Here is a 14,370-nt window from a genome sequence, read left to right as displayed (position 1 = left end):
ATCATGGCGAAAGTCATAGCCATTGCCAATCAAAAAGGTGGTGTAGGCAAAACTACTACTGCCATTAATTTATCCGCCTCCCTGGCTGCGAATCGTCAACAGGTTTTATTGATCGATTTAGATCCGCAAGGAAATGCTACCATGGGCAGTGGTGTTGATAAAAACCAATTGGTTCATACCACCAATGATGTCTTGCTGCATGATTGTCTGGCAGAACAAGCCTGCCTTACAACTGCCTGTGGCTATGATTTAATCCCTGGTAATGATGATTTAACTGTTGCAGAGGTCAGCCTCATGGAGCGTAATCATCGCGAGACTTTTCTGTATAAAGCCTTACAACCATTACAAAGCAGTTATGATTTTATACTCATTGACTGCCCTCCTGCACTGAATACATTAACCATTAATGCCTTCGTTGCAGCAGATTCCGTACTCATCCCCATGCAATGCGAATACTATGCCTTAGAGGGTTTAGCAGCACTTTTATCAACTATTGAACAAGTGAAAGCCTCGGTAAACCCCCGCTTGCATCTCGAGGGCGTGTTACGAACTATGTATGATGCGCGTAATCGCCTGTGTTCCGACGTATCCAAACAATTAATAGAACATTTTCCCACCAAGGTCTATCGAACTGTAGTGCCACGCAATGTGCGACTGGCAGAAGCGCCCAGTCACGGCATGCCTGCGTTACACTACGACAAGACATCTCCAGGAGCGGCGGCCTACATGGTACTGGCTTCTGAGTTGATTAATAAACAGACCGTAATGGGGTAATTGAGGTATTTATGACAGTGAAACGTAGTGGTTTAGGGCGTAATCTATCTGCCTTACTAAGCCAGTCCAGCGGTAATCTTTTAAATGATAAGCCACAAACTGATGGCCTTAAACTGGCAGTAAATTGCTTGCAACCAGGAAAATACCAACCGCGCGGTGAAATGGAAGAAGCCGCTTTAACTGAATTGGCTGAATCCATTAAAAAGCAAGGCCTGTTACAACCACTGGTTGTACGTGAGCTCAGCGATGGCCGCTATGAAATTATTGCCGGCGAGCGTCGCTGGCGCGCAAGCCAACTTGCGGGCCTGACTGAGGTTCCTGTCGTTTTAAAGCAAGTTGATGATGAAACTGCTATGGCTATTGCCTTAGTTGAAAACTTACAGCGTGAAGATTTAAATGCAATGGATCAAGCTCGTGCAATGCATCGCCTTACTGATGAGTTTTCCCTTACTCATCAACAAGTTGCCGATCTTCTGTGTAAATCACGTACTGCAGTGAGCAATTATTTACGCCTGCTCGCTTTATCAACGGCAGTAAAAAAATTGCTGGAACATGGTGACATCGATATGGGGCATGCACGTGCATTGCTCATGCTTGAAGAAGAACAACAAAATCAGGTTGCACAACTGATTGTGGCGAAAAATCTATCAGTGCGTGAAACTGAAAAATTAGTAGAACGTGTTAAAGCGGGCAAACCGACAACGGAGAGCACGCCCAATAATGAACCAATGGCGCCCCATTATCAAGAGCAGGTCAATCATTTAGCGCGCCACTTACAAACCACAATTAAGTTAAAACCAGGTAAATCAGGAAAAGGCTCTTTGGTTATTCATTACGATGGCGCTCATGATTTGCAAAAAATTATGGAACAATTATTAGGTTAATCTAGGCATCTAGCCACATCAACGCTCTATGTTGGGCCTATGGCTCGACATAGAAGTCATTGCAATATTTGCAATAAAAAAATCTATGCTTACCCTTTATTTGAACTAGACTATAAATATAAGCTGTGAGCATTTTGTTTCGCACGAAATCATGGAGATTGATGTGTTGATTCAGCCCGTAGAGCCTATTTTTGTTGTCGTAAAATTTGATCAAGAAGATCATCTGTGTCAAATGCTTAGCCTTTCTGATAGCGAGCTAGAGTTAAAGTGCAGCCATTATTTTGAGAAGGAAACGTATGTATCATTTCATGGTAAATATTTTCGTGGGCATGCAAATATTCAACAAGTGACCTTTTCTAAACATCATTTCATCTATCAAATGAACATTGAAGAAATTCAATTCCAGCCTGGTTTATTAATTAATACGCGCTTGTAACGTAAATCCTCCATCTTGCATTCATTAATTATACAAAACAGGGTAAAGTTACGCTTTATCGTTTTTAAATGCATAGGAAAAATAATCAATGAGTGCAGCAGAAACAAGGCAATCAAATAAAAGCTGGTTTAAAAGCTTGCTGCCACTTACGCTCGGTGGCTTTAGTATTGGTATGACTGAGTATTTAATGATGGGGGTTTTGCCTGATGTCGCCAATTCACTGTCTCTATCCATCCCAACAGCAGGTTATCTTATCGCAATTTATGCCTTTGGCGTCGTCATTGGAGCTCCATTGATGATCGCACTTGCCCAAAATTATGCACCCAAAAAGATTTTAGTACTATTGATGCTTTTATTTGTTGTGTTTAATGCTCTATTTTCGATGGCACCAACTTTTTCCTTGCTTTTAGTCGCGCGATTTATGGCCGGCTTACCTCATGGCGCTTTTTTTGGAGTCGGTGCTGTCGTCGCAACCCAATTAGCAAAGCCAGGGAAAGGGGCTAGTGCCGTTGCAATTATGTTTACCGGCCTGACAGTAGCCAATATTATTGGAGTACCCCTAGGCACCTTTATTGGCCATCATTGCAGTTGGCGCGTTGCCTATTTTATTGTGGCTTCGTTTGGAGTAGTGACCCTATTTTCGATTATCAAGTGGCTTCCGAATTTAGTTTTAGAAAAAACCGTTGATTTTCGCCAAAGCTTATCGATCTTTAAAGACTTGGAAATATGGCTCATTATTGGTATTTCCGCTATTGGTACTGGGGGCTTATTCGCTTGGATTAGTTACATTGCGCCGCTAATGACTGATGTGACGTTATTTTCGGGTGATATGGTTACCTTCATCATGATGCTCGCCGGGAGCGGCATGGCTGTTGGTAATATTTTAGGTGGACGTCTTGCCGACAAATTATCGCCCTTGCAGGTTACAGGAATCATGCTCTTGCTCATGATACTCTGCCTATTTACTGTTGCGACAGTTGCTGAGTACAAAATTGCCGCTTTAATTATGACCTTTGTTACTGGTGCTATTGCATTTGCAGTAGTTCCAGCGATGCAGATGCTAATGATTCAGGCAGCGCAGGGTGCGGAAATATTAGCCTCGTCGATGGTACAAGCTAGTTCGAATATGGGAAATACCTTAGGTGCTTATTTAGGTGGCTTACCTATAGCTGCTGGTTTTGGCTATACGTCGCCAGAGTATGTGGGTATGGGATTGGTTTTTATTGGTTTGGTATTGTGCGGCTTGATATGGCTGACACGATTGGAGACAGCGGTTATGCCAGGGAAATCTTGATTGCCTTGAGCATATCATCTGTAAGTTGGTTACCTTTAGGATGTGTACTCCGTTAACTCTAAGAGCATAACCTATGCATGTGTGCTCATAAAACACCATTGGGCTTTATGAGCAACAAGTATCGAGATTTATAACCAATAAACGAAGATAAAGAGGAATAACCATACCACGTCAACAAAGTGCCAGTACCAAGCCACGCCTTCAAATGCAAAGTGACGTTCTGGAGTAAAATGGCCGCGTTTACAACGTACGGTAATTACGATCAGCATGATGGTACCTAAAGTAACATGCAAACCGTGGAACCCTGTTAGCATAAAGAATGTGGTTCCATAAATACCTGAAGCTAACGTTAGATTCATATCCGTATATGCTTCATGATACTCATAAGCCTGACAGATTAAGAACAGAATACCCAAGGCAATCGTTAAAGACATCCCCAGCAATAATTGCTTACGCTTGTTTAGTTTCAAAGCCCAATGCGCCCAAGTAATCGTTACACCTGAGGTTAAAAGAATCAACGTATTGATTGCTGCTAGACCCCATGCTCCCATAGCTTCATGTGCACCAGCAAATACTTGATTGTCAGGGTTGTTCAGTAAGGGCCATGCCGCTGAAAAATCCGGCCATAAAGTATAATTGGTTATGGGATGTATTTCCCCTCCGAGCAGCGGAACAATCCACATGCGCGCATAAAATAACGCACCAAAAAATGCCCCGAAGAAACATACTTCCGAAAAAATAAACCAGCACATACCCCAGCGATAGGATTTATCAACCTGAAGGTCATAAACACCTTTGTTATTTTCATAAATAACCTGGCCAAACCAACCAAACAGCATGCTGACAATGATCGCAAGCCCTAAAGTAAAGATGTATGGTCCATACCAGTCATGATGAAGCCAAGACGCTGCACCCACCAAAAAGGTGGTTAATCCGCATGATCCAACCAAAGGCCAGTGACTGGGCTTGGGGACATAATAAGTACCGTGTGCTCCCATTCTATCTACGTCTCCTGTATCAATAATTTGTTGTAACTGGTGTGCATTTCAATAGTACAACACTACTTAGTTCGTCATTGTGGGCCTGAGCTCGCAATAACAGCCGTTTTTTATTTTAAATTCCCGTGCAGACCTAACCACTATCAGTCACATCAAATAAAGTATATGACAAGGTAACTGTATTTATCTTTTCGGGTAAATCTATATCCAGATGAAATAACAAGGGCATATTCATTGCCTCATGTCCGTTCAAAGTCTGTCTAGCAAAACAAAAACATTCGGTTTTTTTCAAATATTTCGCAGCAATTCCCGGGGTTACACTCGGGATTGCCTGCACGGTCATTGGATGATCTGTTTTGTTTTCCGCATAAAAGTCCAGCCGTGCAATTTCCCCTGGATGCACTTTTATTTTCCGTGTCTTGGGATAAAAAGCCCAAGGAACGGCGCTATTATTGGTTGCAACAAACTCGACTAAAACTTCACGATCTTTAGAAATTTTAGCCGTTGCTGCATCATAAGCCACTGCTTCTGATTTAATTTTACCATTGATCCCTAAGGTCTGGCATAGGCTGTTATATATAGGCACGAGCGCAAAACCAAAAGCAAACATGCCTAATACAACACCACTTAAAATCATCAGTAACTTACGATGATTACGTTCATTACTCATACTACATCTACTCTAAAAAACTATACATTCAACTCAGGTGGGGTTGTAAATGTATGGTATGGTGGAGGTGAAGGTAAGGTCCACTCTAAGCCTTGTGCTCCTTCCCAAACTTGAGAAGTAGCTAGATCCTTCTTAGTACCTTTCTTTCTTACTGTTGAAATAATGTTGTATAAAAACAGTAATTGTGAAAATCCAAAAATAAAGGCGCCAACAGTTGCCATCATATTAAAGTTGGTGAACTGTAATGCATAATCAGGGATTCGACGTGGCATACCCGCCAAACCTAAGAAGTGCATCGGGAAAAATGCCAAGTTAACTGAAATGACAGACAACCAGAAATGCCATTTACCAATACACTCGTTGTACATATGACCTGTCCACTTCGGCAACCAATAATAAGTTGCAGCAACCAGAGAAAAAATCGCCCCAGGAACAAGTACGTAATGGAAGTGCGCTACAACGAAATAGCTATCCTGATATTGATAATCTGCAGGCACTAATGCCAACATCAAACCGGTAAATCCACCAATAGTGAACAAGAACACAAATGCTAAGGCAAACAACATCGGGGTTTCAAAAGACATAGCCCCTTTAAACATGGTACTTACCCAGTTAAACACTTTAATACCAGTCGGCACTGCAATTAACATAGTGGTATACATGAAAAATAGCTCTGCCCCCAAAGGAATCCCGGAGGTAAACATATGATGTGCCCAAACAATAAATGACAGTATTGCAATACTGACGGTTGCATAAACCATGAAGTGGTAACCAAATAATGGCTTACGGCTGAAAGTAGGAATAATTTCAGAAATAACGCCAAAAGCAGGTAATATCAATACATAAACTTCAGGATGCCCAAAGAACCAGAAAACGTGTTGGAATAATATAGGATCTCCACCACCTGCTGCGCTAAAGAAGCTGGTACCGAAGTGACGGTCAGCTAGCATCATAGTAACAGCACCTGCTAATACAGGCATAATAGCAATCAATAGAAAAGCTGTGATCAACCAAGTCCAAACGAACATTGGCATTTTCATCATAGTCATGCCAGGAGCACGTAGGTTTAATATGGTTGCAATAATATTAATCGAACCCATAATCGATGACAGACCCATCATATGAATGGAGAAAATCATAAAGTCGGTGCTGGGTGGAGCATATTTTGTGGATAAAGGTGCATACATGGTCCAACCGAAGTTTGGCCCCCCACCACTATGAAACATGGTAGAAAACAACAACGCGAAAGCAAAAGGTAAAATCCAGAAGCTCCAATTGTTCAACCGCGGCAAAGCCATATCAGGCGCGCCAATCATCATCGGTATTTGCCAGTTTGCCATTCCAGTGAAGGCAGGCATTACCACACCAAATAACATGACTAAACCATGCAAAGTAGTCATTTGGTTAAAGAAGTTGGGATCAACAAAACGGTGGCCAGGTTGGAATAGCTCAGCACGAATTACTAAAGCCATCCCACCCGCAACAAAAAAGCTGAATAAAGCTAACCACAGATAAAGAGTACCAATATCTTTATGGTTGGTTGTAAAAAGCCAGCGCTTTATAAATCCCAAAACACCCTTACCTTGCTCAGGGCCATGATCATCGTGATGATCATCGTCATGCGCTATCGTATAACTCATTTTAAACCTCCAGCGTTAACTTTATTCACCATGGTTGGTTGTTTATTCGCATTCTGCCGCTCTGCAGCCACGTCTGCAGGTTGGATAAGATCGTTCGTATTATTAGCCCAAGCATTACGCTCATAGGTTGCGATCGCTGCAACTTCCTCATCACTTAATTGATCTTTATAAGCCTGCATTGCAGAACCAGGTATACCATTTAAGATAATATTAATGTGACGTGAAATAGGATTACCTACAGCAACTGAACTGCCTTTAAGTGCAGGATACATTGGCGGTAAGCCCTTTCCATCTTCACGGTGGCAAGCAGCACATAATTGATCGTACTTCTCCTTTCCTAAACTCATAAGCTCATTACGTTGCATTGTTTTTTGAGCGGCTGGTTGCGTTTCTTCACTAATGTACTTGTCTTGTTTTACAGTTTGTGCAGCAACCCACTTATCAAACTCAGCCTGACTTACAGCTTCAACAACAATAGGCATAAAACCATGGTTGATCCCACAAAGCTCAGCACATTGACCGCGATACACGCCTGGTTTTTCAATAGTTGCCCATGCTTCATACATAAATCCAGGGATCGCATCACGTTTAATACCTAAATCAGGGACCCACCAAGAATGGATTACATCATTTGAAGTAACTAAGAAACGGATTTTTTTATGTACAGGCACAACTAAGGGTTTATCTACTTCTAAAAGATACCATTCATTTTTAGATTCTTTGTTCTGAATTTGAGATAACGGGGTCGATAAGGTACTGAAGTAACTAATACCTTGATCTAAATATTCATATTGCCAGCGCCATTGGTAACCCACAATTTTCACGGTGAGTTCTGATTGTCTGGTGTCATCCATACGGATTAAAACTCGAGTAGCAGGTATAGCTAATCCTACGAGAATTAGAAAAGGAATAATTGACCAAATAAGCTCTAGCCGTGGGTTATCATGGAAGGAGGCAGCTTTATAACCCTTGGATTTTCGGTGATGAATTAACGAATAGATCATCACACCAAAAACAACAACCCCAATAATGGCACAAACAGCCATACACACCATATGCAGGTTGTAAACATCCCGACTAATAGGGGTCACACCCTGACTCATATTTAACTGCCAATTGTTTGCAGCAGTGGCAAAAACTGGCTGACCAACTATCAATGCCGCAAGCATTGCTATTAATCTACAGATAGGTAACCTGTTTAACATCCCAATTCCTCATCTTATCAAGAAGCCAAGCAAGCCTGGCGATTTAATACCTACTTCGGTAATGTACTTACTGCTATTAAGTTACGTAGCCTAGATGGAGAGAGCGTAATCCAGGCTACGGGCTACAGGCAATAAGCCCCTTTCAAGGCTTCATTTCTACCACAATGAATAATTACCTTCAGTTTTGGATTTACTGATCATGTATTTAATGGCTTCAATTACTTCACCACCAGTACATTGTTTACAACCACCATTTTTAGGATGATTTTTCCCGTTCATGGTATTTCCAATCAATACATCCATATTTTTAGCGATCAACGGCTTCCACGCTTCTTTATCACCAATTTTAGGAGCTCCGTCCTTGCCTTCGTTATGGCAAGTAGCACAGTTTTCATTGTAAATATCCGCGCCATTGGCAGGATATTTCTCAGCGCCCCCAGATTTTAGATCAATTAATTCAGCGCGTGTCAGTGATTCATTAAGAATGTAATCCACTGCAGAAATAACATCATTATCCGAACAGGTAACACAAGCACCCTTAACTGGCATAGAGTTATAACCATGAATTGCACGACGATACAAGCCAGTTAACCCACTTAACTTCAAGCGTGAATACCAGTTTACGGCATCCCCAAGCAGTGGCGCGCTCATTTCGCCATTCTGGTGACAAATCACACAGGCAGTGAAATAAACTTTCTTACCGCGTGCCAAAGTTGGGGCCGCATCAGAACCTGGTAAACCTAATGGGTCTTTGGTATCCACTGTTTTAAGATAGGTCGCAATCGCCATTAAGTCAGCATCAGTCATATACATCAGACTGTTATGATTTACTTCCGCCATGGGGCCTGCAACTGGACCAGCATTATTAATTAGCTGATTCTTTTTGAATACATCAACCACTTCTTGATGACTCGCTGACTCTAAACCGAGTTTAGTAATGTTAGGAGCCCAAAAACCATCAATAAATGTACCGGTTAAGTAATATTTATTCTTAGGAGCACCAAATGGATTCAAAGGTGTATGACACATGCTGCAATGGCCTAAACCATCCACAATATATCTACCTCGGTTCCACTCTGGGGACTGAGTCTTATCGTAGACAAACTCACGATTTTCCGGATAGAAGAACAATAAGTTCCATCCCCACAAAGCAAGACGAGAACCCGGAACATTAAAAGGAAATGGCAAGTCCTTATTCTTTTGGTTTACCGGGGGTATGCTTCTAAAATAGGCATGTAGCGCGCGTGCATCTTCCTCAGTAACTAAAGAAAAATAGTAATAAGGGAAAACAGGGAAGAAATTCTCACCCTTAGGATTATGCCCATCTTTCAATGCGCGAATAAAATCCTCTTCTGTCCATTTACCGATACCCGTTTCTTTGTCTGGAGTGATATTCGGACTATAGAACGTTCCAAAAGGAGTTTCTATAGGCAAGCCACCAGCATAGGCAGGAGTCCCTGCGTGCACATTAGTATGGCAGGAAATACAATCGCCCATTTTAGAAAGGTATTCCCCTTTCGTAATCAATTCTTGTTGCGCACCTTCAGCTGGTGCAGTAGGTGGATAAGCAGGGTAATAACCATCGATAACCGATAACTTCTGCGAAGCAGTCACAGTTTCAGCTTGTAATAATTGACCCATCATGCCTAACACTGCCGCAGTTGCAGCAACAGTTAGCTTTCTTAGTAACAAAGAGCCCACGCTCCCTCCTATTTGTTATTATTTTGCACGCTTCTCATAAGGAGATAGAATAACCGACGCATTTTATACTCTACAACGGATAAGTTGCAATGTTATAATCGCGATCTTAGTTTATTTAATTTGTTTTACTATGTTTGTTTATCTTAATGGCTTACTTTTGGGCTTATCCCTAATCATTGCGCTGGGTCCACAGAATGTTTTTTTAATTAAACAAGGTGTCCGTAAAAATCACGCGCTGCTTTCTGCGGTGATTTGTTTTATCTGTGATTTAGTTTTAATCTGTGCCAGTATTACCGGATTGCATGAACTGCTTGCGATACGCCCGATGCTGCAAGTTTGGATGATATTCTTTGGCTGCGCATTCTTACTATTTTACGCATTGAAAGCATTAAAAAATGCCTTTGTGGAATCAGAAAAAACCACCGAGCATACTTTACAGCCTCATAATAAAACACAAATCATATTCCTGGCCCTGGGCTTTAGCTTACTCAATCCCCATGCAATTATCGATTCGTTAGTCATTATTGGTGGCGGCAGCAGTGAATATCCTGATCAACAACTCTATTTCTTAATGGGAGTAATTACTTCCAGTTTCATCTGGTTTAGCTCTTTGACCTTTACTGCCCGATATTTTTCCGATGTTTTAGCACAAGATACGGTATGGAAAGGAATTGAATTAATTAGTGGTTTATTGATGATGACGATTGGTATTAAATTAGGTGCTAATGGGGTAAATTTAATTTTGGGATTAAATTATTAGAACAACGGTAAAATAGAAAGGGCCAATCAGTGTGTCGCCAATTGACCCAGTGGAATGACACATAGCAAGTCCAACCTCGCAGAGTGAATATCTCACAAGCACTGATTAGTGTCAACTTATTTACCAAAAACAATGCAACTATTTGTGATAGTTCCCGGTAAACAATCATTGTTGTTCTGATTTTATTCCGTTACACTCAATCTTTTTATAGCGATTTAAAACATCATGTTTTACGGCGATACCATTCAAGAAACTCGGCAAATGTTTTTTAGTAGTTGGGAAAAATATCAGCAGAAAAAACCATTGACCCCGTTAGAAAATGAAGTTGTACAGGTCATCTTGGCACATCCTGAATATCATAAGGCTGTTGAAAATCAGAATAAGTTTCAACAGCAAACTTATTATCCAGAACTTGGAGAAACAAACCCCTTTTTACATATGGGATTGCATCTGGGGATTCGTGAACAAATAGCCACCGATCGCCCTGTAGGGATCAGTGCTATATATCAGCTTTTATTAAAGAAATATGCTGATCCGTTAGCAGTGGAACATTTAATGATGGAGCAATTAGCCGAATGTTTATGGCGCTCGCAAAGGGATAATTTACCACCAGATGAACAGTATTACTTAACGACCTTGTCTAACTTATAACTTAGATTTAGCCTGGAGAACCTTGGTTAGACTACACTGCACCAAGGCTACGTAGGGGTAATCTAGCAACGTCCGTATTTATCCTCGAAACGTACGATATCGTCTTCTCCTAAATAACTGCCACATTGAACTTCAATCAATATAAGCGGTTCCTCATAAGGATTAGATAATTGATGCTTGTAGCCAATTGGTACATAACACGATTGATTAGCATTGATAGAAACCTCTTTATCCCCCAAATGCACGATGCCTTTGCCACTCACCACCACCCAATGTTCGCTGCGCTGATAATGCATTTGTAAACTCAAACAGGATTTGGGATTAACTTCGATGTGCTTGATTTTAAAACCCACGCCTTGATCCAACACGGTATAAGAACCCCATGGGCGATAGGTTATTCGATGATCAGTACAGGTTTCATTATTTTCCCTTTTTAATTCCTGATACAGAAGCTTTACTTCTTGAGCACGTTCTTTAGCCGCAACTAACAACGCATCGGGGGTATCAATAATCATTAAGTCATCAAGCCCTATAGCGGCGATAAGGCGCTCGTCCCCTCTGATATAGCAGTTAGATACACTTCTTAGTAAAACATTCGCTTCAATTTGGTTACCGTGCTGATCCAGGGGAACAAGATTGGCCATTGCATTCCAAGAGCCCAGATCACACCAATTAATGTCGCAAAGTACCGCGGCAAGATTCTGTGATTTTTCTAAAATAGCATAATCAATGCTGTTTTCAGGGACATGCTTAAAGGTTTCATCCTGTAAGGTTATTTTGGAGTAATCTTCAGAGTTAATTTGCGGAGCAGATTCTAAACAATGCTTTATTGCCTTATAAATTTCCGGACAATGCTTTTGAGCCTCGCTGAGGATAGTGCTCACTTTGAAACAGAACATGCCTGAATTCCAAAAGAAGTTTCCTGCGTTGACATAGCGCGTTGCACTTTCCTGATCAGGCTTTTCAACAAAACGCACCACCTGAAAACCCTCAACCTCAATGTAGCCATATTCCGTTGCCGGTTTATTGGGTTTGATGCCAAAGGTGACTAATTTATTATCTAAAGCTAAGCTCAGTGCATCATTGACCGCATTTTTAAATGCCAGATGATTACTCACCAGATGATCTGCGGGTAATACCAGCATCACAGCCTGCTCACCATATTTTTGCGCGATATACAATGCAGCAGAAATTACCGCAGAAGCGGTATTACGGGCATAAGGCTCCAGAATAAAGGACAAAGCAATGTCTTGTGTGTTCACTTCTGAATAATTATCTAGAGTCTTAAACAGTAACTCTTTATTGGTTACGGTTACAATTTCATTGATATTATTTAATTCTTGCGCTTTTAAAAAATTTTTTTGTAATAAAGAATGGCCATCCTTAAGTTTGATGAACGGTTTGGGGTGATGCAAGCGAGAAACAGGCCATAATCTAGAGCCTTCACCACCTGATAAAATAACGGGTATTAATTCCATGATACATCTCCCTAATTTAAGGATGTTGGGTACGGCAGTGTTTTCAACAACCCCTATTCTAATTTAATGTTTTGCTCACCCCATGAGTTGTTTTTTCCCAATGACTGGGATTAAACAGCAATTGATATAAAGCCCGGTATGAGGCAATGGACATCATAAGCCAATACAACGGTGAAGTAAGTGCACATAAAATAAAACGTACATTTTTGGGGTCTTTTTTCATCACCGCAAACATATTAAGTAATATCATCAATGCGGCACCTACAAAGAAATTAATACGCGCATAAAGCATGGTATTTCCTGGAAATAAAAAGGAGAGGTTGCTGAAAAAGCTCATGATAAAGACTATCCACAGCAGGATATTGGCAAGATTCGTTAAAATGGTGCCCCCAATAAACAAATGAAAACCCATAAACCCACGAACTCCCAGGGAGCGTAATAATTGCAATGGCGTATGCATATGGACTAGATAGGTTTGCATGTATCCTTTAATCCATCGTGTTCGTTGTTTGATCCAACTGTAGCCATGACAGGTTGCTTCTTCGTAAGTCGTCGATGGTGCGACCGTGCTATGATATCCCAATCGCGTTAAGCGCACGCCCAAATCCGCATCTTCTGCAACATTAAATGGATCCCAAGCATTCACTATCCGCAGAAAATCTGTTCTAAAATGATTACTGGTTCCTCCTAGCGGTATAGGTGTCCCCAAAAATTCTAAGCCTGGAAGTAACAGATCGAACCAATAAATGTACTCAATTGCAAAGACGGTGGTGAGCCAATTATCATTGGCATTATAAAAATTTAAGCGACATTGAACGCAAGCCAGCTTATCATTTCCTTTAGCAAATTCATTTAACACAATTTTGAGTTGTAGCGGATCAGGCCTGTCTTCAGCATCATACAAGGTCAGATATTTGCCGCGAGCAAATTGCAACCCATAATTACACGCTTTCGCTTTAGTTCGTGGTTCTGATGCCGGCACATACACAAAATTAATATACCTCGGTAACTGAAAGTTTTTTAGCACCTTTATGGTAACGTCATCATCCTGCTCCAATAAAATTTTAATATCCAATTTATGCTTGGGGTAATCTAGCTTCTCAAGATTGCTACATAAGTTTCGCAGAGTGACTTCGTTCTCTTTATATAAGGGAACCAAGATGGTATAAATCGGTAACTCTTCCACCTCCCCGGTGACTAGTTCTGGCAGTTTCACATGCGAATGAATACTTGCGGCAATTAACGATAAGGTAAATTTATAAATAAGAATGCCGACAATAGACACCATAAAAAAGCCATTCAACGCCAAGAGAAAGTGTTTGGGCTCTTGAACAGCCCAAGAGACTAAAGCAATAAGTCCGAAGAAAAAGAAAAGGCGCTGCCAAGTAGAGATGGTGCGTTTCGAACTAAGATGATAATTAGCTCTGGCAAGCTGATCTATGGAGGTCGTTAGGTAAGCATGTTTGTAATGTCTTTGTAAGACTTCCAACACGTCGTATTTGGAAGTCCCTAAAATAATAGTGTTCTTTCCCCAATGCTCTTTAATTGATGCAAAGTTTTCTTCGGTTAAATCTGAAGTTGCCACGGTATAACACTTATTGGCATAACTAACGGGAATCGCTTCATGAGCTAAATAAAAATCTTTCTCTGACTCGGTCAACAAATTGTCATCTATGGGGTATTTTAAAAGCTGCACAAAGTTGAGTTTGAAATGAGCCGAAAGAGAACGGTAATACTCTTGCGCCCTCATGGAGGTCGTAGCCAGCAAAATATCCCCCAGCTTTCCACCTTTGAGCTTCTGCTCTTCCAGTGCGTGCTGTAATTCTTCTTTAGTAATCAGCTGCTGACTGATGAGGTATTCGCCAAGTTTCACATACTA

General features: G+C 41.1%; 13 protein-coding genes. 6 read left to right on the top strand and 7 right to left on the bottom strand.

From position 1 onward, the window contains the following. Positions 1-3: 3 nt before the first annotated feature. The 4 genes from J2N86_RS00635 (at position 4) to J2N86_RS00620 (ending at position 3,388) form a co-directional block, all read left to right on the top strand. On the top strand, positions 4-774 hold the full coding sequence (locus tag J2N86_RS00635) for a ParA family protein (protein WP_252580262.1): 771 nt from the start codon (positions 4-6) through the stop codon (positions 772-774). A gap of 11 nt (positions 775-785) precedes the next feature. Beyond that, positions 786-1,658: a ParB/RepB/Spo0J family partition protein gene (locus tag J2N86_RS00630; RefSeq protein ID WP_252580260.1), complete on the top strand. Its 873-nt coding sequence runs from the start codon at positions 786-788 to the stop codon at positions 1,656-1,658. A gap of 163 nt (positions 1,659-1,821) precedes the next feature. Beyond that, positions 1,822-2,094: a hypothetical protein gene (locus J2N86_RS00625; protein WP_252580259.1), complete on the top strand. Its 273-nt coding sequence runs from the start codon at positions 1,822-1,824 to the stop codon at positions 2,092-2,094. Between the two features lie 88 nt (positions 2,095-2,182). Further along, positions 2,183-3,388 (top strand): MFS transporter, encoded by a 1,206-nt coding sequence (locus J2N86_RS00620; RefSeq protein WP_252580257.1) that lies wholly within the window; start codon positions 2,183-2,185, stop codon positions 3,386-3,388. 128 nt (positions 3,389-3,516) lie between these two features. Here the strand turns inward: J2N86_RS00620 and J2N86_RS00615 are convergent, their stop codons facing one another. From J2N86_RS00615 to J2N86_RS00595, 5 genes are all read right to left on the bottom strand, one after another. Then, positions 3,517-4,386, bottom strand: coding sequence for a cytochrome c oxidase subunit 3 (locus J2N86_RS00615; protein ID WP_252580255.1), 870 nt, complete (start codon positions 4,384-4,386; stop codon positions 3,517-3,519). 133 nt (positions 4,387-4,519) lie between these two features. Then, positions 4,520-5,056, bottom strand: a complete 537-nt coding sequence (locus J2N86_RS00610; RefSeq protein WP_252580253.1) for a cytochrome c oxidase assembly protein — start codon at positions 5,054-5,056, stop codon at positions 4,520-4,522. Positions 5,057-5,076: 20 nt separating this feature from the next. After that, positions 5,077-6,696 carry a cytochrome c oxidase subunit I gene (ctaD, locus tag J2N86_RS00605; protein WP_252580251.1) on the bottom strand — a complete coding sequence of 540 codons (1,620 nt, stop codon included), beginning with the start codon at positions 6,694-6,696 and terminating at the stop codon, positions 5,077-5,079. Next, a complete protein-coding gene (gene coxB / locus J2N86_RS00600) occupies positions 6,693-7,901 on the bottom strand; it encodes a cytochrome c oxidase subunit II (protein ID WP_252580249.1) in 1,209 nt (402 codons plus the stop codon). The genes ctaD and coxB overlap by 4 nt, the downstream gene beginning before the upstream one ends. A gap of 156 nt (positions 7,902-8,057) precedes the next feature. After that, positions 8,058-9,602 carry a c-type cytochrome gene (locus tag J2N86_RS00595; protein ID WP_252580248.1) on the bottom strand — a complete coding sequence of 515 codons (1,545 nt, stop codon included), beginning with the start codon at positions 9,600-9,602 and terminating at the stop codon, positions 8,058-8,060. Positions 9,603-9,732: 130 nt separating this feature from the next. Between J2N86_RS00595 and J2N86_RS00590 the strand changes: the two genes are divergently transcribed. After that, positions 9,733-10,362 carry a LysE/ArgO family amino acid transporter gene (locus J2N86_RS00590; protein WP_252580247.1) on the top strand — a complete coding sequence of 210 codons (630 nt, stop codon included), beginning with the start codon at positions 9,733-9,735 and terminating at the stop codon, positions 10,360-10,362. Between the two features lie 225 nt (positions 10,363-10,587). Beyond that, on the top strand, positions 10,588-11,013 hold the full coding sequence (locus J2N86_RS00585) for a DUF1841 family protein (RefSeq protein ID WP_252580245.1): 426 nt from the start codon (positions 10,588-10,590) through the stop codon (positions 11,011-11,013). A gap of 62 nt (positions 11,014-11,075) precedes the next feature. On the opposite strand, the gene J2N86_RS00580 is transcribed toward J2N86_RS00585, so the two are convergent. Beyond that, positions 11,076-12,491 (bottom strand): mannose-1-phosphate guanylyltransferase/mannose-6-phosphate isomerase, encoded by a 1,416-nt coding sequence (locus J2N86_RS00580; protein ID WP_252580243.1) that lies wholly within the window; start codon positions 12,489-12,491, stop codon positions 11,076-11,078. A 58-nt stretch (positions 12,492-12,549) separates the two neighbouring features. Beyond that, positions 12,550-14,364, bottom strand: a complete 1,815-nt coding sequence (locus J2N86_RS00575; protein ID WP_252580241.1) for a glycosyltransferase family 2 protein — start codon at positions 14,362-14,364, stop codon at positions 12,550-12,552. Positions 14,365-14,370 lie beyond the last annotated feature (6 nt).

The organism is Legionella lytica (assembly GCF_023921225.1).
In the GTDB taxonomy this organism is placed as follows: domain Bacteria; phylum Pseudomonadota; class Gammaproteobacteria; order Legionellales; family Legionellaceae; genus Legionella; species Legionella lytica.
This window is presented reverse-complemented; position numbering and strand designations above follow the sequence as displayed.

Bases quoted from the DNA above. Each gene is read 5' to 3' on its own strand.
- J2N86_RS00635 (WP_252580262.1), top strand. From the start codon at position 4: ATGGCGAAAGTCATAGCCATTGCCAATCAAAAAGGTGGTGTAGGCAAA.
- J2N86_RS00630 (WP_252580260.1), top strand. From the start codon at position 786: ATGACAGTGAAACGTAGTGGTTTAGGGCGTAATCTATCTGCCTTACTA.
- J2N86_RS00620 (WP_252580257.1), top strand. From the start codon at position 2,183: ATGAGTGCAGCAGAAACAAGGCAATCAAATAAAAGCTGGTTTAAAAGC.
- J2N86_RS00615 (WP_252580255.1), bottom strand. From the start codon at position 4,386: ATGGGAGCACACGGTACTTATTATGTCCCCAAGCCCAGTCACTGGCCT.
- J2N86_RS00610 (WP_252580253.1), bottom strand. From the start codon at position 5,056: ATGAGTAATGAACGTAATCATCGTAAGTTACTGATGATTTTAAGTGGT.
- ctaD (WP_252580251.1), bottom strand. From the start codon at position 6,696: ATGAGTTATACGATAGCGCATGACGATGATCATCACGATGATCATGGC.
- coxB (WP_252580249.1), bottom strand. From the start codon at position 7,901: ATGTTAAACAGGTTACCTATCTGTAGATTAATAGCAATGCTTGCGGCA.
- J2N86_RS00590 (WP_252580247.1), top strand. From the start codon at position 9,733: ATGTTTGTTTATCTTAATGGCTTACTTTTGGGCTTATCCCTAATCATT.
- J2N86_RS00585 (WP_252580245.1), top strand. From the start codon at position 10,588: ATGTTTTACGGCGATACCATTCAAGAAACTCGGCAAATGTTTTTTAGT.
- J2N86_RS00580 (WP_252580243.1), bottom strand. From the start codon at position 12,491: ATGGAATTAATACCCGTTATTTTATCAGGTGGTGAAGGCTCTAGATTA.